This window comes from Bacillus sp. SORGH_AS_0510 (assembly GCF_030818775.1).
Classification (GTDB): domain Bacteria; phylum Bacillota; class Bacilli; order Bacillales; family Cytobacillaceae; genus Neobacillus.
Window position 1 is genome coordinate 1,831,880 of record NZ_JAUTAU010000001.1, and the last position, 19,877, is coordinate 1,851,756.

The window sequence follows — 19,877 nt, forward strand, 5'->3', positions numbered from 1 at the left end:
GGAGAATAAAAAATGCATGGAAAATATTTATATTGTGCCATTTCCGCATTGTTAGGCGTCTTAAGTGCGCTTGTTTCGTTTTTACCCTTCTTTATGTTAATTCTGTGTTATAGCTATTTACTTTATAAATATAAAAGGTTTATCAAAGAACATTTGGCGTTGGTAATCTGTATTTTCATAGTATTTTTTTTGGTTGCGACGAGGGCTGAAAAAAACAATCACACTATCATGCCCGAGTCATTGGCTACATTCGCTTTGGAGTATACAGACAATCCTAAAATAGATTGCGATTTATTACAGGTCCAGGCCAAAGAAACGTATTATCATGAAAATCTTGTGGTGAGGTATAAAATAAAATCTGAAAATGAAAAAAATGCTTTGCAGAATACCAGCTTTTTTAGTGCTATATGTAGAGTATCAGGAACATTAAAAAAACCCTCGATTGCGAAAAATCCCAACGGATTTGATTATCGCAGCTATTTATCCACAAAGAAAATATATTGGATAGTAGAAATTGATGAAAGCCCTTTACATCAATGCTCCCCAAGCTCACCTTCGTTGCTTACTCTGATCAAAAAACTTCGATTTTCCGGTACCCATTATCTAGCTGAAAATTTTCCTATTGAAATTTCATCGTTGTCAGCTGCTTTAATTTTTGGAGACAAGAGCTTACTTGAACCGGATTTGCTTGAACATTATCAAAAAACGGGAATTGTTCATTTATTGGCTATTTCAGGCCTCCATGTATCCCTTCTAATTGCGGGTGTATTTTATTTGGGACTAAGGCTTGGAATGACACGGCAGTTCATGATAAATTCCTTATTAATCACAATACCCATCTATGTGGTACTCACAGGAGCATCTCCTTCCGTCATAAGGGCTGGCATAATGATATTCCTTGTATTAGTAACAACAAAATGGAAAATGCGATTAAGGCTACATTCAATGGACGCCATAAGCTTATCTTTTCTTGTCTTTTTAATTTGCAATCCAATGGTTATTTTTGATGTCGGCTTTCAGCTCTCATTTTCAGTAAGCTTTGCCATTATCCTGTCTGCTAGCACAATTATGTCCTATTATAGGCTCAATATAACAAGGATGTTAGTCACTTCCTTGGTTTCTCAATTAGCTGCTTTTCCATTTTTACTCTACCATTTTTTTGAGCTTTCATTATTAGGAGTAGCAGTAAATCTGTTATACATCCCTTTGTTTTCTTTTGTTTATCTTCCAGGACTGTACTTCCTCTTCTGCTTTCAACTCTTACTAAGCAAGACTCCCTCCATGATTGTACGAATATTTACAAAACTAATTTCTTTTTTCAATGAATTCATCGATTTTATAGCACAAATATCTTTTGGCAGGGTTATTACTGGCAGGCCAAATCTCATATTTCTTTTAATAGATGTGCTTATAATTTTTGCGATATTTTATCTTTGGGAGTGCTTGTTTTATCCCAAAAGGATTCAACATTTAATTGTTTTGGGACTCACTTTACTCTTTCTTCAAAATATGTGCAGCCATTTGAATCCAAATGGAGAAGTGACCATGATTGATGTCGGACAAGGGGATAGCATATTTATTCAACTGCCCTTCCAAAAAGGGGCCATCCTAATTGATACAGGCGGAACGATGCAATACCAAGAAGAACCATGGAAACGGCAGGCGAAACCGTTTGAAGTTGGAAGGGATGTTGTGGTACCTTTTCTGAAAGGAAAAGGGGTGACAAAAATAAATAAACTCATATTAACCCATGGAGATATTGACCATATCGGCGGGGCTTATTCTGTGATCAATGAAATGAATGTACAACAAATTCTCATGCCATCGGTGGCGGAAACGTCAGACACAGAACTTGAGCTTATTAAATTAGCCGAAAAAAAACGGATACCTGTTGTAAGGGTAGCGGCAGGGGATCATTGGAATGAAAAGGGCTATGAATTTTTTGTTCTATCACCGCAAGCAAGAAATTTTATTGGTGAAAGAAATCGTGGTTCAATTGCATTTGTAACCCGCTTAGGCGGTTTGAATTGGTTTTTTGGAGGAGATCTTGATCAGGAAGGAGAGGAGCAAATCATAAAAGAAAACCCTCGATTGACAGTGGATGCTCTCAAAGTAGGTCATCATGGGAGTAAAACATCCAGCTCCGAAATGTTTTTACATCAAGTTAAGCCTAAGATAGCGTTAATTTCGGCAGGTGAAAAAAACCGTTTCGGCCATCCGCATCCAGAAGTCCTAGAACGGTTGACGGAAGCAAATACCAAAATATTTCGCACAGATTTACAAGGGGCGATTACCTATCGATTTCAAAAACAGAATGGAACCATTTCAACCTTTTTACCATAAGATAAAGCATTCAAAAGAAAATAAAAAAAGACTGCACATTAGCAGTCCTTAATTAAATGATCGGAATGTATTAAATTCGACTTCGAGAATTGTCCAGTTACAGCGCCTAGCCCCTCGGGTCAAATAACCTTCTGCAAGAAAAGTCAAAGAGCGACTTTTATTGCAGAAGAACATTTGCCTGTCGGGGCTGACCAAGGCGCTTCCGCTTTTCTTATGATATGTAAGCCTTCATTATGAACCGATTAATTTAATAACAGTTGCGATAATGAACAATAAAGCAAAAAATCCAAAAGAAACCCCAAATCCTACTCCAGAATCGATAGCGTCATTACGTTTGCTTTGCACGTTTTTTTCGAATTGATTCACAATCTACCCCTCCTATTTTCAAAATATAGTATAAGCTATTTGGCTGAAAAAATCCAGCCTCCCTTTATTGGTTTCCTGTACTGACAAGAGTTGTCAAAATACTATGATTCACTTGAGGCTACAATAGTATTACAAAAGGAACTCCGCCAAGCAATTGCAGATCCTAGGGCTGATATTGCAGGCGTTCATTATAGATCGGGAATTGGCACTTACTAGTTAATTGCTAATTCCCTTTTAGTACTTGTCAAATCGTCCAAGCTTCATTACGATAAGATGTGAGGAAATGAAGGGGAGCGCTGGACAATGGTTTTAGATATTTGGAAGAAAATCAAAAAAAGGGAAATTGCTCCTATCTATTTATTATATGGAACAGAGGCATTTTTAATCAATGAAACGAAACAACTACTCCTTAACCATATTTTAGACGAAGAGGAAAAGGATTTTAATTTTTCTGCTTATGACTTAGAGGAAACACCTATTGATGTAGCCTTGGAAGATGCAGAAACTTTCCCTTTTTTAGGAGAAAAAAAGGTTGTTTTCTTACATAATCCTGTGTTTTTAACTGCTGAAAAAACTAGGGAAAAGGTTGTACATGATTTATCAAAATTGGAAGCCTACCTGAAAGAACCAGCGCCATATACGGTAATGGTGATTTCAGCGCCATATGAAAAACTAGACGAGCGTAAAAAAATCACCAAAGAACTAAAAAGGAACGCGGAATTAGTAGAAGCAAAAAAGTTAAATGAGCATGAGTTAAAAAACTGGATAAAGGACCGTGCATCGGGAAATGGGATTGAAATTGAGGCAGCTGCAATTGATCAATTGCTCGCTTTAGTTGGAACCAATATGTTCATGATTACCACAGAAGTAGATAAGCTTGCGTTGTATGCAGCGGAACATAAAAGAATTGATGTAGACCTAGTTGAAAAATTAGTTGCCCGATCACTGGAGCAGAACATTTTTACCTTAATTGAGAAGGTTGTTCAGCGAAGACTTGATGAAGCCCTAAGAATTTATTATGATTTGCTAAAGCAAAATGAAGAACCAATAAAAATTCTAGCCTTACTTGCGGGGCAATTTCGATTAATATACCAAGTAAAAGAACTCTCTAGGAGAGGATACGGTCAACAACAAATTGCTAGTTACTTAAAAACGCATCCATTTCGTGTCAAATTGGCAAGTGGACAAGCAAATAAATTCACTGATGAAGAATTAGCACAATTAATGGAATTGCTTGCTGATGCTGATTACCAAATGAAAACAGGTGGAATGAATAAATCGTTGCTTATTGAGATGTTATTGTTTCGCTTAAAAAAGTAAAAATAAATATAAAAAAACGATTCCTAAGTGGGAATCGTTTTTTTAGCGCTATATTATAGAGCGTTTGATTTTTTCATTAGACGTGATTTTTTACGAGCAGCAGCATTTTTATGGATAAGACCTTTTGCAGCAGCCTTGTCTAATTTACTAGCAGCAGTTACTAATGCTTCTTTAGCAGTAGCAGCGTCGTTTGTTGCAACAGCAGCTTCTGCTTTCTTAACAGCCGTACGCATTGCAGATTTAGCAGTTGTATTTTGAGCATTACGAGCTTCAGTCGTTTTTACACGCTTAATAGCAGATTTAATGTTAGGCATTACATTCACCTCCTACAAAGAATCGAGACTATATGAACTCGACTTTACATTCATCATTTATAATTCAGAACAAGAAGTATTTTATCAAACGAACGCCTATATTGCAATACACAAATATAAAGGATAAATATTTAAGTTGCATGATTTGCAGCTAAGCGGGCAAAAATAGGAAATAGTTTCTATTTGAAGGAGATCAGAATAGGAGTGAAACATAGATGAGTGAATCGATAGACTTAAGTCAATACTCTGTTCGAACCGACTTAGCCATTGAGGCAAGAGAGATGGTACTTGCTGGGAGAAAAGGAAGTGTCGAACAAGAAGAGGATCTATCTCAAATTGAAGGAGTCATAATTAAGGAAAAAGATGTAGATGATATAAAAATTTCGTTGGTTGAAGTAACAAAACAAGGTGAGCAGCAGTTAGGGAAAAAAGCAGGTCGATATTTGACTGTGGAAGTTCAAGGGATTAGACAGCAAAATACGGAGACTCAGAAAAAGGTGGAGGGCATTTTCGCAAGGGAGTTTGCTCACTTTCTAGAAGGATCCGGTATTAAGAAAACCGACTCTTGTCTTGTGGTGGGGCTCGGGAATTGGAATGTTACTCCAGATGCATTGGGCCCAATGGTATGTGAAAACCTTCTAATTACAAGACACCTATTTCAGCTTCAACCTGAAAATGTGGATGAAGGATATAGATCTGTCAGTGCCCTGTCCCCTGGTGTTATGGGACTAACTGGGATTGAAACAAGTGATATTATTTTCGGAGTCGTTGAAAAATCAAAACCAGACTTTGTTATTGCTATTGATGCTCTAGCATCAAGGTCAATTGAAAGGGTGAATTCTACCATTCAAATTTCTGATACAGGTATTCACCCTGGTTCTGGTGTTGGTAATAAAAGAAAAGAACTCAGTAAAGAGACATTGGGGATACCTGTCATTGCAATTGGTGTTCCTACAGTGGTGGATGCAGTTTCCATTACTAGTGATACGATTGACTTTATCCTGAAACACTTTGGAAAAGAATTGAAGGAAGGGAATCGCCCTTCCAGAGCGTTGGCACCAGCTGGCATGAGTTTTGGTGAAAAGAGAAAGTTAACTGAAGAAGATCTACCTGAAGAAAAGCATCGCAAAACGTTCCTTGGAATTGTCGGGACGCTGCCAGATGATGAAAAAAGAAAGTTGATTTATGAGGTACTTGCACCAATTGGCCATAATTTAATGGTTACTCCAAAGGAAGTGGATGTCTTTATAGAGGATATGGCTAACCTCATAGCAAATGGTCTAAACTCTTCACTTCATTCTGCGGTTGATCAGGAAAATGCAGGATACTATACAAAATAATATCTTCTTAGGGGCTTGGTTTCTAACCGTTAGCCCCTTTTTCGAACGCCTTAAGCAGTTATTTGTAGTTCTACCAATTCTAGTAATGTCATAAGATTTACTAGAATCGTTAAAGCGGGGTGGAACTATGAAAAATGCTAGGACATCAGGTGCGTTTTTGATTGTCCAAGGGACAAGCTTACTTAAAATAATTGCTGCTCTTTTACTCTTTATGATATTGATCTTTTCAATAAGCGGCCTCTTAACTTCATTGAAGCCACAGTACAGATTGATGTCATCTTCTGTCAATCAAGCAGCCACCAATGTGAATGGAGAGCTCCTGTACCAGCTGATGGGGTGGGAAAATCATCATTTTCTAAAAGTTGAAAATAACTGGGCCGCCACACCCACTCTTACCAATTTAGTCTTTAAATTATCTAGTAATATTAACTTGAATGACCCGCGGAGCCTTCTAGGAAGAGAACTCCCAGGATTCTATCAATTTGATGGAAAAATTCTGGTGGCTGGAGAAGGAACCAATTATACGAACATGCCAATTGAATCTGCACCACCAATAGAAATCATGAAGGCAGAGCGTGAAGCTGCCCTGCAAAACCTTGAAGGATTAGACAAGCCAGCAGATGAGAATCCATCCACGAAACCAGGTCAAACAACAGGTGATCGAAAAGTGGTATATGTTTACTTCTCACATAATCGGGAATCCTATTTACCATACCTAAAGGGTGTAACTGACCCGGATATGGCTTATCATTCACAGATTAATGTCACTAAGATAGGGGACCAGCTTAAGACAAGCCTTAAAGAAAGAGGAATTGGGAGTTTTATTGACAAGACAGATATACAAGCAAGCCTCAATAAAAAGGGTTGGAATTTTGCTAAGTCCTATCTCGAATCACGTTCTGTTGTTGAAACAGCGATGGCCTCCAATAGGGATTTACACTATTTTATTGATATTCACCGAGATTCACAGCGTAAAGACAAAACGACTGTAGCGATTAATGGAAAATCCTATGCTAAGATTGCCTTCATCATCGGCGGGAAAAACCCTAATTATGAGAAGAACGCGAAGCTAGCAACTGAATTACACAATCTACTTGATAAAAAATATAAAGGGTTAAGCAGAGGGGTTATAGTTAAAAATGCAGCAGGTTCTAATAGTATCTATAATCAAAACCTATCACCCAATGCCATCTTGATTGAATTTGGCGGGGTGGATAATACGTTTGAGGAGTTGAACCGCTCAGCCGATGCCTTAGCTGATGTATTTAGCGAATATTACTGGCAGGCAGAAAAAGTAAATCAGGATGTTGAACAATCGACCGATAAACAATAAAAGGTAAGGGAGCAGTTTTTATGAAACTTTTTATGCTCAAAAGCTTTGGTATCGCCGCTCTCATGCTAATCTCAGTTTTGACAGGAATGCAATTAGCAAATAACGGAATCCATAAGATGAAAGGGTATGATGATCCCAATTTCCACCAGGCCGTCAGCTTAAAGGAAACAGATAATCATATTAATGCTTCTATACTAGGCAATAATATTTCCAGCCATGATATTGAAGCGAAAAAAAAGAAGCTCGAGGAGATCAGTGCCTATAATTTCTTTTCATCCATGGGTAAGAAAATGTCAGAAGGAATATCAAATGCATCGGAAAACGTCATCCGAAAAATAATGAAATAACAGAAAAGCGGTACCAGTATGGTGCCGCTTATTAATATTTACTAAGAGTTGATCTTCTTTACACTTGTTGATTGGAGCGGAAGGAACTAAGACTCTTGTGGGAGTATGGTTCAGGGGAGACCCCCAGGCGCTTTTCTCCGAGGAGGCTCGCCGAAACACCCACGAACCGCTCGCGCCTGGTGCGGAAATCAACAGACAATTTTAATAGAGCCTAAATTTGATTGAATCTCGATTGTTCTACTGATATAATCAAAAATAGTGTACATGTGCGAGTATAGTAGGAGTGAAAGACCATGAACAGAGAAGAAAAACTCAAACGACAAGAAAAAATTAGAAACTTTTCCATCATCGCTCATATCGATCATGGAAAATCCACATTGGCTGATCGTATTCTAGAAAAAACAAACGCATTATCTTCGCGTGAAATGAAAGACCAGCTTTTAGATTCCATGGATCTTGAAAGAGAGCGCGGAATTACAATCAAGTTGAATGCTGTACAGTTAAAATATAGAGCACAAGATGGAGAAGAATATATTTTCCACTTAATTGATACACCAGGGCATGTCGATTTTACGTATGAGGTATCAAGAAGTCTTGCTGCTTGTGAAGGGGCTATATTAGTCGTTGACGCAGCACAAGGAATTGAAGCACAGACACTAGCAAACGTTTATCTAGCCTTAGATAATGACCTTGAAATCATGCCTGTTATTAATAAAATTGACCTGCCAAGTGCAGAGCCTGAGCGAGTTCGTAATGAAATCGAAGAAGTTATCGGTTTGGATGCATCAGAAGCGGTCTTAGCCTCAGCGAAAGCAGGTATTGGGATCGAAGAAATACTAGAACAAGTAGTAAAAACTGTTCCGGCCCCATCAGGTGACCCGGAAGCGCCATTAAAAGCGCTGATTTTTGATTCTTTATATGACGCTTATCGTGGTGTTGTTGCCTATATTCGTGTGGTCGAAGGATCTGTAAAAGTCGGCGATAAAATCAAGATGATGGCAACAGGAAAAGAGTTTGAAGTAAATGAAGTGGGAGTGTTTACTCCAAAAGCTACTTTGCTTGATGAGTTAACTGTTGGGGATGTTGGTTTCCTAACCGCATCCATTAAAAATGTCGGTGATACTCGTGTGGGTGATACAATTACGAATGCGAAAAATGGAGCGACAGAACCGCTGCCTGGGTACCGCAAATTAAACCCAATGGTATACTGCGGACTGTATCCAATTGATACAGCTAAGTTTAACGATTTACGTGAAGCCCTTGAAAAGCTTCAATTGAATGATTCTGCTCTTCAATTTGAACCAGAAACGTCACAGGCACTTGGCTTTGGTTTCCGTTGCGGATTCCTAGGACTTCTTCATATGGAAATCATCCAAGAGCGTATTGAACGTGAATTCAAAATTGACCTAATAACTACTGCACCAAGTGTTATCTACCATGTTTATATGACTGATGGTACTCTAGTAAATGTTGACAATCCTTCAAACATGCCGGAACCACAGAAAATCGACCGAGTAGAAGAGCCTTACGTGAAAGCGACAATGATGGCTCCGAATGATTATGTTGGTGCGATTATGGAACTTTGTCAGTTAAAGCGTGGTAATTTTATTGATATGCAATATCAGGGCGAGAACCGAGTGGGTATCGTTTATGAAATTCCGTTAGCTGAAATTGTTTATGATTTCTTCGATCAGTTAAAATCCAGTACAAGGGGCTATGCTTCTTTTGACTATGAATTAATTGGTTATAAGCCTTCTAGTTTGGTTAAAATGGATATATTATTAAATGCAGAACAAGTAGACGCATTAAGTTTTATTGTTCATAAAGACTTTGCATATGACCGTGGTAAGGTAATTGTAGAAAAGCTGAAGGAATTAATTCCAAGACAACAGTTTGAGGTTCCAATTCAAGCTGCCATCGGTCAAAAAATTGTTGCTCGTTCTACAATTAAAGCAATGCGTAAAAACGTGTTAGCCAAATGTTATGGTGGAGATATCTCTCGTAAACGTAAGTTGCTTGAAAAGCAAAAAGAAGGTAAAAAGCGGATGAAACAAGTAGGTTCTGTTGAGGTACCGCAGGAAGCGTTTATGGCAGTACTAAAAATGGACGATACTAATACAAAAAAATAATAACTTAGTGGAGGTTAGGACATGCCTGTTGCAGGTATTCTAGCCTCTTTTTGTTACTAGATTAAGGACGTGTTACTAATGATAAATGCTGCCTATCTTCATATCCCTTTTTGTGAGCATATATGTCATTATTGTGATTTTAATAAAGTTTTTCTAAAAGGGCAGCCAGTGGAGGACTATTTAAAAGCACTTGACCAAGAAATGAAGATGACACTGGAGAAACATCCAACTAACGTGTTAGATACTATTTTTGTAGGTGGAGGTACACCTACATCATTAAATGAACAACAGCTCTACTCATTTTGTGAAAGCATAAATACCAACCTTCCAAAAAGTGATACAGTGGAATTTTCCTTTGAAGCCAATCCAGGTGATTTATCCATTGAGAAATTACAAATATTAAAGGACGCAGGAGTAAATAGAATTAGTCTGGGTGTTCAAACCTTTAACGAAGAACTGTTGAAAAGAATCGGTCGTGTTCATAGGGCGAAGGATGTATATCAAACCATTGAAAATGCTAAAAAGGTTGGTTTTAATAATATAAGCATTGACCTTATCTTTAGCCTGCCGTCACAAACTGTTGGAGACTTTAAAGAATCATTGACTGAAGCATTTTCCCTAGATATTCAACATTATTCTGCTTATTCATTAATCATTGAACCAAAGACAGTTTTTTACAACCTATTAAAAAAAGGCAAGCTTCCTACTCCTGGAGAAGATATAGAAGCAAAAATGTATGAGATACTAATGGATGAAATGGAAAAACACGGATACAGCCAATATGAAATAAGCAACTTTTCAAAGCCAGGTTACGAGAGCAAGCATAATCTGACTTACTGGAATAACGAATATTATTATGGGTTTGGAGCGGGGGCGCATTGCTACGTTGACGGGCACAGACGATCAAATTCAGGTCCACTGAAAAAATATATGGATCAGATTAATAGTGGAAACTTACCTATTTTAGATGACCATAAGGTAACGAAAGCTGAACAAATGGAGGAAGAAATGTTCCTCGGATTACGCAAAACGAAAGGTGTCTCGATTTCACATTTCATAGAAAAATATAACCAAGATCCCCTGCAGATTTTTAAAAAGGAAATTGATGATTTAGCAGGTAAACAATGGATAGAAGTAAAGAACGATAATATATTTTTAACTAAAACAGGACGTTTTTTAGGCAATGAGGTATTTCAAGCCTTTTTAGATGTGGTCTAATCTTAAGTTCCAAAAATAAGGTTTCTTTTTAATTGACACCATCCCCCCTTTTTTGATAATTTATTAATATAATTAGCACTCGGTAATGATGAGTGCTAACAGAGGTGATGAATGTTGCTTACAGATCGTCAATTGTTGATTCTTCAGGTAATTGTTGATGACTTTATTCGATCTGCTCAACCAGTCGGCTCAAGAAGCTTGTCGAAAAAAGAGGAAATATCCTTTAGTTCAGCTACCATTCGCAATGAAATGGCCGACTTGGAAGAGTTGGGGTATATTGAAAAAACTCATACTTCTTCAGGGCGCGTTCCATCTGAAAAAGGATATCGTTATTATGTGGATCATTTATTATCACCTCAGGTGCTAAATCCACATGATATTTCCATTATTCAATCGATTTTTGCTGAAAAAATCTATGAATTTGAAAAGATCATTCAAAGGTCTGCGAAAATACTCTCTGAATTAACGAACTACACATCTATTGTTCTTGGACCGGCGACTAGTATAAATAAGTTAAAGAAAATACAAATCATACCCTTGAACAAGGATACAGCTGTAGCTATTTTTGTGACAAATACTGGACATGTAGAAAACAGAACGGTTTCTATCCCTGGATCAATTGATCCGAGTGATTTAGAGAAGACAGTAAATATCTTAAATGATCGTCTCGCTGGTGTACCTCTTGAGGATTTAAACGACAAAATTTACAAAGAAGTGGCAATGTTGCTTAGACAGCATATTCATAACTATGATTCCATGCTTCATACGGTAGCAGACTCGCTGAAAATGCCGGTTACTGAGAAACTCTTCTTCGGCGGAAAAACGAATATGTTAAGCCAGCCTGAATTTCATGATATCAGTAAAATCCGTAGTCTGTTAACGATGATTGATCAAGAAGAATGGATTTACAACTTGATTAGAAAAGAACCTGCTGGTATCAATATTAAAATTGGCAGAGAAAACAATATAAGTGCTATGGATAATTGCAGTTTGATTACAGCGACCTACTCTGTAGGGGTTGAAAAATTAGGTACTATAGCTATACTAGGGCCTACCCGCATGGAATATTCTCGTGTCATAAGTTTACTCCAGTTGTTAAGCAAGGACTTAACAGCTGTTCTAACAAAACTGTATCAAACCAACTAGCAGTGGTAATATTGGTAAGGGTGAAATTCCTTATGTTTCACCCCCTTTTCTATGAAAATTAATTTAGTATACAATGTAGCAATGCTTTAAGGGAGGTGAGTAAGTTGACAAATGAAAAAAATAATTCAATACATGAAGAAGTAGAAATCGAGAGTGCCGACCATGTTGAACTTACCGAAGAACAAGCAGTTGATTCAGGTCTAGAGGAAGGTCAAAACCTTGAAGAAACAGTGGTAGAACCTGCTGAAGAATATGTGAAAGAGATTCAAATGCTTAAGGATAAGTTAGAGGAAGCAGATAATCGCTATTTACGACTTCAAGCCGACTTTGATAATTTCCGCCGTCGCACTAGATTAGATCTAGAAGCGAGTGAAAAATATAGAGCGCAAAAACTTATTACTGATTTATTGCCTGCATTAGATAATTTTGAAAGAGCCATGCAGATTGAAGCAGACAATGAACAAACCAAATCTTTACTTCAAGGGATGGATATGGTGTACCGCGGATTGGTTGAAGCCTTGAAGAAAGAAGGCGTGGAACCAATTGAAGCTGTTGGGAAAGAGTTTGACCCACATCAACATCAGGCAGTTATGCAAGGTGAGGATGAAAACTTTGGGTCTAACATTGTGACTGATGAATTCCAAAAAGGCTATATGTTAAAGGATCGTATCATCCGTCCATCCATGGTAAAAGTGAATCAATAAAGACTACATATTATTTTAGGAGGAAAAGGCAATGAGTAAAATTATTGGTATTGACCTTGGAACAACAAACTCTTGTGTGTCTGTACTTGAAGGCGGCGAGCCAAAGGTTATTCCTAACCCAGAAGGAAATCGTACAACTCCATCTGTAATTGCATTCAAAAATGGTGAGCGCCAGGTTGGGGAAGTGGCAAAACGTCAAGCAATCACTAACCCTAACACAATTATGTCTATTAAGCGTCATATGGGTACGAACTATAAAGTTGGAATTGAAGGTAAAGACTATACTCCACAGGAACTTTCAGCCATCATCCTTCAATATCTAAAATCTTATGCTGAAGATTATCTTGGCGAAACAGTTACAAAAGCGGTTATTACAGTACCAGCTTACTTTAACGATGCAGAACGTCAAGCAACTAAAGATGCAGGAAGAATTGCTGGTCTTGAGGTTGAACGTATTATTAATGAACCAACAGCTGCTGCACTTGCTTACGGTTTAGATAAAACCGATCAAGATCAAACTATTTTAGTTTACGACCTTGGTGGCGGTACATTCGACGTTTCTATCCTTGAACTTGGTGACGGAGTATTCGAAGTAAAATCAACAGCAGGTGACAATCGTCTTGGTGGGGATGACTTTGACCAAGTTATTATTGATTACCTAGTTGAGCAATTTAAAAAGGAAAATGGCATTGACCTTTCACAAGATAAAATGGCATTGCAACGCTTAAAAGATGCTGCTGAAAAAGCGAAGAAGGATCTTTCTGGGGTAACAACAACACAAATTTCCTTGCCGTTCATCACAGCTGGAGCTGCAGGTCCACTTCACCTTGAAGTATCTATGTCAAGAGCTAAATTTGATGAAATATCAGCTCACCTTGTTGAGCGTACAATGGGACCAGTTCGTCAAGCATTAACCGATGCGGGCTTAACAGCTTCTCAAATTGATAAAGTAATCCTTGTTGGTGGATCTACTCGTATTCCTGCTGTCCAAGAAGCGATTAAAAAGGCTACAGGACAAGAGCCACACCGTGGCGTAAATCCAGACGAAGTAGTAGCAATGGGTGCTGCAATTCAAGGTGGAGTCATTACAGGTGACGTAAAAGACGTTGTGTTATTAGACGTAACTCCACTGTCACTTGGTATTGAAACAATGGGCGGAGTATTCACAAAGTTAATTGATCGAAATACTACAATCCCAACATCTAAATCTCAAGTTTTCTCTACTGCTGCGGATAATCAAACGGCTGTTGATATCCATGTCCTTCAAGGGGAGCGTCCAATGGCGGCGAACAACAAAACCCTTGGTCGATTCCAATTATCTGATATTCCTCCCGCACCACGTGGGGTACCTCAAATTGAGGTTACATTCGATATTGATAAAAATGGTATCGTAAATGTTCGTGCAAAAGACTTAGGCACAAATAAAGAGCAACAAATTACGATTAAATCATCAACAGGACTTTCTGATGATGAAATTCAAAAAATGGTAAGAGAAGCAGAAGAGAATGCGGAAGCTGATAAGCAACGCAAGGAAGAAGTTGAACTGCGCAATGAAGCAGATCAATTAGTGTTCCAAACAGAAAAAACATTAAAAGACCTTGAAGGTAAGGTTGATGAAGCTGAGGTAGCAAAAGCTAACACAGCGAAGGATGAATTAAAGCAAGCCATTGAGAAAAACGACTTAAACGAAATCCGTTCTAAAAAGGATGCGCTTCAAGAAATCGTTCAAGCATTGACAGTAAAGCTCTATGAACAAGCTGCACAAGCTCAACAGCAAGCAGGTCAAGATGCAGGTGGCGCTGCTGGCAAAGACGACGTAGTCGATGCAGAGTTTGAAGAAGTAAAAGACGATAAGTAATAATTCATGTAGCGGTACAAGAGAAAAAGTCAAAGTCAGTCTATGGGCTTTGGCTTTTTCTCTGTATAGGAAATAATAAAAAGTTACAAGTGTGGATAATTGAACTAGTTATCTGAATCTAGCTCCAGCGCCTAGCCCCTCGGGGTCAAATAACCTTCGGCAGTAAAAGTAAAAAGGCGGACTTTTCCCGCCGAAGAAGATTTGCCTGTCGGGGCTGAACGAGGCGCTTCCGCCTTTTATTCCTGTACTAAAGAAAAGTATTTTATTGCATTCTTCATCTTATGGGTGATACAATAATCTTTATGTGAAAGATTCGGGAGTGGTAATCATGAGTAAACGGGATTACTATGAAGTGCTTGGTGTCAGTAAGAGTGCTTCAAAGGATGAGATAAAAAAAGCCTATCGTAAGCTCTCTAAACAATATCATCCTGATATTAATAAAGAGCCAGATGCGGCAGATAAATTTAAGGAAATTGCAGAAGCATATGAAGTATTAAGTGATGATCAAAAAAAGGCACATTATGATCAATTTGGTCATACGGATCCGAACCAAGGATTCGGGGGCGGCGCTGATTTTGGCGGCGGCTTTGGTGGATTTGAGGATATCTTTAATACTTTCTTCGGTGGCGGCGGTTCAAGAAGACGTGACCCGAATGCGCCAAGACAAGGTGCTGACTTGCAGTATACAATGACAGTTTCTTTTGAAGAAGCTGCATTTGGAAAAGAAACGGATATTGAAATACCACGAGAAGAAACATGTGAAACATGTAGTGGATCAGGTGCTAAACCTGGTACAAATCCAGAGACATGTCAGCACTGCCATGGGTCTGGGCAATTAAATGTGGAGCAAAATACCCCATTTGGCAGAATTGTGAATCGTCGTACATGTCACTATTGTAATGGTACAGGAAAAGAAATCAAACACAAGTGTTCAACATGCGGCGGCGCAGGTAAAGTGAAGAAACGTAAGACAATTCATGTCAAAATTCCTGCTGGTATAGATGATGGTCAACAGCTTCGTGTATCTGGCCAAGGGGAAGCAGGAATTAATGGTGGACCGGCAGGAGACCTTTATGTTGTATTCCATGTGCGTCCGCATGAGTTCTTTGAAAGAGATGGCGATGACATTTACTGTGAAATGCCTATTACCTTTGTTCAAGCCTCTTTAGGAGATGAAATTGAAGTACCTACCCTTCATGGTAAAGTGAAGTTGAAAGTTCCTGCAGGAACACAAACAGGTAAAAAATTCCGTCTAAAAGGTAAAGGTGTTCCAAATGTTCGCGGGTATGGTGTAGGTGACCAGTATATTATTGTACGAATTATTACACCAACGAAATTATCAGATAAACAAAAGCAGCTTCTTAAAGAATTTGCCGAGCTAAGCGGCTCTTCGCCAATTGGTGAACACGAAGAAAGCTTCTTCTCAAAAGTAAAACGTGCATTTAAAAGCGAGTAAGGATTGGAGTTGGTAGATGTGAAATGGTCTGAAATCAGTATTCACACAACAAATGAGGCGATTGAACCTATTTCTCATATTTTGCATGAAGCTGGGGCAAGCGGTGTAGTAATTGAAGATCCATTTGAGTTGACGAAAGAAAGGGAAGATCAATTCGGCGAAATCTACCAACTTAATCCCGATGACTATCCTGAAGAGGGAGTAATCGTCAAAGCATACTTACCTGTAAACAGCTTCCTCGGTGAAACAGTAGATGCCATTAAAGAATCCATTAATAATTTAATTATTTTTAATATTGATATTGGCTTAAACAGAGTAACCATTAGTGAAGTAAATGAAGAAGAGTGGGCAACTGCTTGGAAGAAGTATTATAACCCTGTAAAAATTTCCGAAAAGTTTACGATTGTTCCTACTTGGGAGGAATATACGCCAGTCAGCAGTGATGAACTCATTATTGAATTAGATCCCGGAATGGCTTTTGGTACTGGTACACACCCAACAACTGTGATGTGTATTCAAGCCCTCGAAAGAACAGTAAAGCTCGGAGACCGTGTTATCGATGTAGGAACAGGATCCGGAGTACTAAGTATCGCAGCTGCCATGCTTGGCGCAGAGGATGTCAGAGCGTACGATTTAGATGAAGTTGCAGTAACGCAAGCGCGGGTTAAATATTAAACTGAATAAAGTTAGTCAGTCTGTGACTATTTCTCAAAACAATTTGCTAGATAATGTTGAGGAAGAATCAGCAGATGTTATTGTTGCTAATATATTAGCTGAAGTCATTTTACGATTTACTGATGATGTAGCCCGTGTAATTAAACCCGGTGGATCATTTATTGCCTCTGGTATTATTCAGCAGAAAAAAGACCAGGTGAAAGAAGCGTTAGTGAATTCGGGATTTGAAATAATGGAAACCATTCTAATGGAAGACTGGGTTGCTATTATTGCAAAAAGGTTATAATGATGAAAAAAGGGGTGTTTATTCCCCTTTTTTTTATTTCCGCCTTTTAATTTAATACCTTCTTTAGTAAAATAAAGAGTAAAATGTTTTAGAGAGGGTGCATTGTGTGCAACGTTACTTTGTTAAACAACGAGCAAATGATGATCGTTTTTTTATTGATGAGGAAGACCGTCATCATATCGTAAAGGTTATGCGGATGCAAATAGGCGACCAAATCATTTGTGTTGACCCAATAGGGAAACAGGCAATTTGCAGGCTTGCAGAAATTACCGATGAAAGAGTCGTTGCAGACGTTGTACAATGGAAAGAAGAGTCTCCAGAACTTCCAATTCGTATTACCATTGCTAGCGGTTTGCCTAAGGGGGATAAGCTTGAATGGATTATTCAAAAGGGTACTGAATTGGGTGCACATGAGTTTCTTCCATTCTCTGCTGCACGGTCAGTGGTGAAGTGGGATGAAAAAAAGGCAGCAAAAAAAATAGAGAGATGGCAAAAAATTGCTAAAGAAGCTGCTGAACAATCGCATCGTGCTGTAATGCCGGAAGTTATCAGCCCGATGACATTTAAAGCCTTATTGGAAAAAAGTAAGGATTATCAATATAAATTGGCTGCCTTTGAAGAAGAAAGTAGAAAAGGAGAAGCATCACTATTTGCTTCTACCCTAAAGCAGATGAAAAAAGGAGAGTCCCTTCTTCTTGTTTTCGGACCTGAAGGTGGCTTAGCTAACGAAGAAGTTCAGCTTTTAAAGGATCATGGATTTGGTCTCTGTGGGCTTGGCCCGCGTATTTTAAGAACGGAAACAGCTCCGCTTTATACACTTGCGGCAATTTCCTATCATTATGAATTATTGAGGTGAGGTTCCAATGGCAACAGTCGCGTTTCATACACTTGGATGCAAAGTGAACCACTATGAAACTGAAGCAATTTGGCAGTTGTTTAAACAAGAAGGGTACGAAAGAGTGGATTTTGAGTCTATCTCCGACGTATATATCATTAATACTTGTACAGTAACGAATACTGGGGATAAGAAAAGTCGTCAAGTGATTCGTCGTGCTGTAAGAAGAAATCCGGATGCGGTAATTTGTGTAACAGGCTGCTATGCTCAGACGTCACCTGCAGAAATTATGGCTATACCAGGTGTTGATATTGTTGTAGGTACACAAGACCGTGTGAAAATGCTGGATTATATCGAGCAATATAAAACTGAACGTCAGCCGATTAATGGTGTTGGCAACATCATGAAAAATCGTGTCTACGAAGAATTAGATGTTCCTTCTTTTACTGATCGAACACGTGCTTCATTAAAGATCCAAGAAGGCTGTAACAATTTCTGTACGTTCTGTATCATTCCTTGGGCAAGGGGATTAATGAGATCAAGAGATCCTAAGGAAGTCATTCGCCAAGCACAGCAGTTGGTGGATGCTGGGTATAAGGAAATTGTCTTAACAGGTATTCACACTGGCGGATATGGAGAGGATATGAAGGATTATAATTTAGCCATGTTGCTTCGTGACATAGAGGCACAAGTTACAGGGTTAGAACGACTTCGGATCTCATCCATTGAAGCAAGTCAGATTACTGATGAAGTCATTGAAGTTATTAAGCATTCCAATATTGTTGTACGTCACTTGCATATTCCATTGCAGTCAGGCTCTAACTCTGTCTTAAAAAGAATGCGCCGTAAATACACAATGGAATTCTTTGGAGAAAGACTGGACCGCTTAAAAGAAGTACTTCCTGGACTTGCTGTTACTTCAGACGTCATCGTCGGATTTCCTGGAGAAACAGAAGAAGAATTCATGGAAACATATAATTTTATAAATGACCATAAATTCTCTGAGCTACACGTATTCCCATATTCTAAGCGTACAGGAACACCAGCTGCACGAATGGAAGACCAAGTTGACGAAGAAGTAAAAAATGAACGGGTGCACCGTTTGATTACCCTTTCTGATCAGCTTGCTAAGGAGTATGCGTCTCGCTTCGAAGGAGAAGTATTAGAGGTAATCCCAGAAGAAGAGTATAAAGAAGAAGGGGTTACTGGAATGTATGTCGGTTACACTGATAATTATCTGAAGGTAGTATTCCCAGCTACTGAAGATATGATTGGTAAAATTGTCAAAGTGAAAATTGCCAAAGCAGGCTACCCGTATAATGAAGGACAATTTGTTCGTGTGTTAGAGGACACAGCAACTGTAAAGCAAGAAGTTTTTATTAAAGAAGAAGCTGCTATATAAGGACCCAATTGGGTTCTTTTTTTTATCCCAAGATGGACATACTAGGTTTAGCAGCAAAAGTTTATTTCTGAACCACTTAGATTGCTTATATTTCGAAGTGAAAGCGGAGGGGTAGAGCATATGGCCACGACGAATGTTGCTGCAATGATTGACCACACCTTGTTAAAACCAGAAGCAACAAAAGGACAAATAGAAACTCTTTGCCAAGAGGCTATTGAAAATAAATTTTTTTCCGTGTGTGTAAATCCAGAATGGGTCCTTACCTCAAAGGAATTAGTAAAAGGCAGTGGTGTAAAGGTCTGTACCGTTATTGGATTTCCGCTAGGTGCATCTACATCAGAAACGAAGGCATTTGAAACTACAAATGCAATTGAAAATGGTGCGGATGAAGTGGATATGGTTATTAATATCGGAGCATTAAAGGATCAAGATGATGATTTAGTTGAGAGCGATATCCGAGCTGTTGTTGAAGCGGCAAAAGGGAAGGCGCTGACAAAAGTAATCATTGAAACAAGCCTTCTTACAAAGGAAGAGAAAATCCGTGCCTGTCAGCTCTCGGTTAAAGCAGGAGCGGATTATGTAAAAACCTCTACAGGATTCTCCACAGGCGGTGCTACATTTGATGACATTGCCCTCATGAGACAGACAGTAGGACCTGATATTGGCGTTAAAGCTTCAGGTGGAGTAAGAAGTACAGAGGATGCGCAGAAAATGATTGAAGCCGGTGCTACAAGAATCGGTGCAAGTTCAAGCGTAGCTATAATAAAAGGGCTCACAGTGAATTCAAGTTATTAAAAAAGACGGC

General features: G+C 38.6%; 16 protein-coding genes and 1 pseudogene. 15 read left to right on the forward strand and 2 right to left on the reverse strand.

The features are described 5' to 3' along the window. The first annotated feature begins 12 nt into the window (after positions 1 to 12). Positions 13 to 2,343 (forward strand): DNA internalization-related competence protein ComEC/Rec2, encoded by a 2,331-nt coding sequence (locus QE429_RS09260; protein WP_307286664.1) that lies wholly within the window; start codon positions 13 to 15, stop codon positions 2,341 to 2,343. A gap of 231 nt (positions 2,344 to 2,574) precedes the next feature. On the opposite strand, the gene QE429_RS09265 is transcribed toward QE429_RS09260, so the two are convergent. Beyond that, positions 2,575 to 2,709: a YqzM family protein gene (locus QE429_RS09265; RefSeq protein ID WP_307286666.1), complete on the reverse strand. Its 135-nt coding sequence runs from the start codon at positions 2,707 to 2,709 to the stop codon at positions 2,575 to 2,577. Positions 2,710 to 3,012: 303 nt separating this feature from the next. Between QE429_RS09265 and holA the strand changes: the two genes are divergently transcribed. Then, complete coding sequence (holA, locus tag QE429_RS09270) at positions 3,013 to 4,029, forward strand: DNA polymerase III subunit delta (RefSeq protein ID WP_307286668.1); 1,017 nt, start codon at positions 3,013 to 3,015, stop codon at positions 4,027 to 4,029. A gap of 53 nt (positions 4,030 to 4,082) precedes the next feature. Here holA and rpsT read toward each other — a convergent pair whose 3' ends face one another. After that, a complete protein-coding gene (gene rpsT / locus QE429_RS09275; RefSeq protein WP_307286670.1) occupies positions 4,083 to 4,343 on the reverse strand; it encodes a 30S ribosomal protein S20 in 261 nt (86 codons plus the stop codon). A gap of 215 nt (positions 4,344 to 4,558) precedes the next feature. Between rpsT and gpr the strand changes: the two genes are divergently transcribed. The 13 genes and pseudogenes from gpr to deoC all read left to right on the forward strand — a co-directional run bounded on the left by gpr (position 4,559) and on the right by deoC (position 19,867). Continuing rightward, the gene (gene gpr / locus QE429_RS09280; RefSeq protein WP_307286672.1) at positions 4,559 to 5,683 is read left to right on the forward strand and encodes a GPR endopeptidase; all 1,125 of its coding nucleotides are present in this window, start codon (positions 4,559 to 4,561) and stop codon (positions 5,681 to 5,683) included. A 127-nt stretch (positions 5,684 to 5,810) separates the two neighbouring features. Then, the gene (gene spoIIP, locus QE429_RS09285) at positions 5,811 to 7,016 is read left to right on the forward strand and encodes a stage II sporulation protein P (RefSeq protein ID WP_307286673.1); all 1,206 of its coding nucleotides are present in this window, start codon (positions 5,811 to 5,813) and stop codon (positions 7,014 to 7,016) included. A 20-nt stretch (positions 7,017 to 7,036) separates the two neighbouring features. Then, a complete protein-coding gene (locus tag QE429_RS09290) occupies positions 7,037 to 7,363 on the forward strand; it encodes a YqxA family protein (RefSeq protein WP_307286675.1) in 327 nt (108 codons plus the stop codon). A gap of 293 nt (positions 7,364 to 7,656) precedes the next feature. Continuing rightward, positions 7,657 to 9,492: a translation elongation factor 4 gene (gene lepA, locus QE429_RS09295; protein ID WP_307286677.1), complete on the forward strand. Its 1,836-nt coding sequence runs from the start codon at positions 7,657 to 7,659 to the stop codon at positions 9,490 to 9,492. A 78-nt stretch (positions 9,493 to 9,570) separates the two neighbouring features. Then, positions 9,571 to 10,710, forward strand: a complete 1,140-nt coding sequence (hemW, locus tag QE429_RS09300) for a radical SAM family heme chaperone HemW (protein WP_307286679.1) — start codon at positions 9,571 to 9,573, stop codon at positions 10,708 to 10,710. 114 nt (positions 10,711 to 10,824) lie between these two features. Next, entirely contained in the window at positions 10,825 to 11,856 is a 1,032-nt protein-coding gene (gene hrcA, locus QE429_RS09305) for a heat-inducible transcriptional repressor HrcA (protein ID WP_307290754.1), read from the forward strand. A 104-nt stretch (positions 11,857 to 11,960) separates the two neighbouring features. Continuing rightward, positions 11,961 to 12,560 (forward strand): nucleotide exchange factor GrpE, encoded by a 600-nt coding sequence (grpE, locus tag QE429_RS09310; protein ID WP_307286681.1) that lies wholly within the window; start codon positions 11,961 to 11,963, stop codon positions 12,558 to 12,560. Between the two features lie 31 nt (positions 12,561 to 12,591). Next, entirely contained in the window at positions 12,592 to 14,418 is a 1,827-nt protein-coding gene (gene dnaK, locus QE429_RS09315; protein WP_307286683.1) for a molecular chaperone DnaK, read from the forward strand. Between the two features lie 328 nt (positions 14,419 to 14,746). Further along, complete coding sequence (dnaJ, locus tag QE429_RS09320) at positions 14,747 to 15,874, forward strand: molecular chaperone DnaJ (protein ID WP_307286685.1); 1,128 nt, start codon at positions 14,747 to 14,749, stop codon at positions 15,872 to 15,874. 18 nt (positions 15,875 to 15,892) lie between these two features. Next, positions 15,893 to 16,835: pseudogene (prmA, locus tag QE429_RS09325) on the forward strand (50S ribosomal protein L11 methyltransferase). 106 nt (positions 16,836 to 16,941) lie between these two features. Continuing rightward, positions 16,942 to 17,691, forward strand: coding sequence for a 16S rRNA (uracil(1498)-N(3))-methyltransferase (locus QE429_RS09330; RefSeq protein WP_307286687.1), 750 nt, complete (start codon positions 16,942 to 16,944; stop codon positions 17,689 to 17,691). A gap of 7 nt (positions 17,692 to 17,698) precedes the next feature. After that, entirely contained in the window at positions 17,699 to 19,072 is a 1,374-nt protein-coding gene (gene mtaB, locus QE429_RS09335; protein ID WP_307286689.1) for a tRNA (N(6)-L-threonylcarbamoyladenosine(37)-C(2))-methylthiotransferase MtaB, read from the forward strand. Positions 19,073 to 19,192: 120 nt separating this feature from the next. Continuing rightward, entirely contained in the window at positions 19,193 to 19,867 is a 675-nt protein-coding gene (gene deoC, locus QE429_RS09340) for a deoxyribose-phosphate aldolase (RefSeq protein WP_307286691.1), read from the forward strand. Positions 19,868 to 19,877: the final 10 nt, after the last annotated feature.

Coding starts and splice junctions, on each gene's coding strand:
- QE429_RS09260 (WP_307286664.1), top strand. CDS start 13: ATGCATGGAAAATATTTATATTGTGCCATTTCCGCATTGTTAGGCGTC.
- holA (WP_307286668.1), top strand. CDS start 3,013: ATGGTTTTAGATATTTGGAAGAAAATCAAAAAAAGGGAAATTGCTCCT.
- rpsT (WP_307286670.1), bottom strand. CDS start 4,343: ATGCCTAACATTAAATCTGCTATTAAGCGTGTAAAAACGACTGAAGCT.
- gpr (WP_307286672.1), top strand. CDS start 4,559: ATGAGTGAATCGATAGACTTAAGTCAATACTCTGTTCGAACCGACTTA.
- spoIIP (WP_307286673.1), top strand. CDS start 5,811: ATGAAAAATGCTAGGACATCAGGTGCGTTTTTGATTGTCCAAGGGACA.
- QE429_RS09290 (WP_307286675.1), top strand. CDS start 7,037: ATGAAACTTTTTATGCTCAAAAGCTTTGGTATCGCCGCTCTCATGCTA.
- lepA (WP_307286677.1), top strand. CDS start 7,657: ATGAACAGAGAAGAAAAACTCAAACGACAAGAAAAAATTAGAAACTTT.
- hemW (WP_307286679.1), top strand. CDS start 9,571: ATGATAAATGCTGCCTATCTTCATATCCCTTTTTGTGAGCATATATGT.
- dnaK (WP_307286683.1), top strand. CDS start 12,592: ATGAGTAAAATTATTGGTATTGACCTTGGAACAACAAACTCTTGTGTG.
- dnaJ (WP_307286685.1), top strand. CDS start 14,747: ATGAGTAAACGGGATTACTATGAAGTGCTTGGTGTCAGTAAGAGTGCT.
- mtaB (WP_307286689.1), top strand. CDS start 17,699: ATGGCAACAGTCGCGTTTCATACACTTGGATGCAAAGTGAACCACTAT.
- deoC (WP_307286691.1), top strand. CDS start 19,193: ATGGCCACGACGAATGTTGCTGCAATGATTGACCACACCTTGTTAAAA.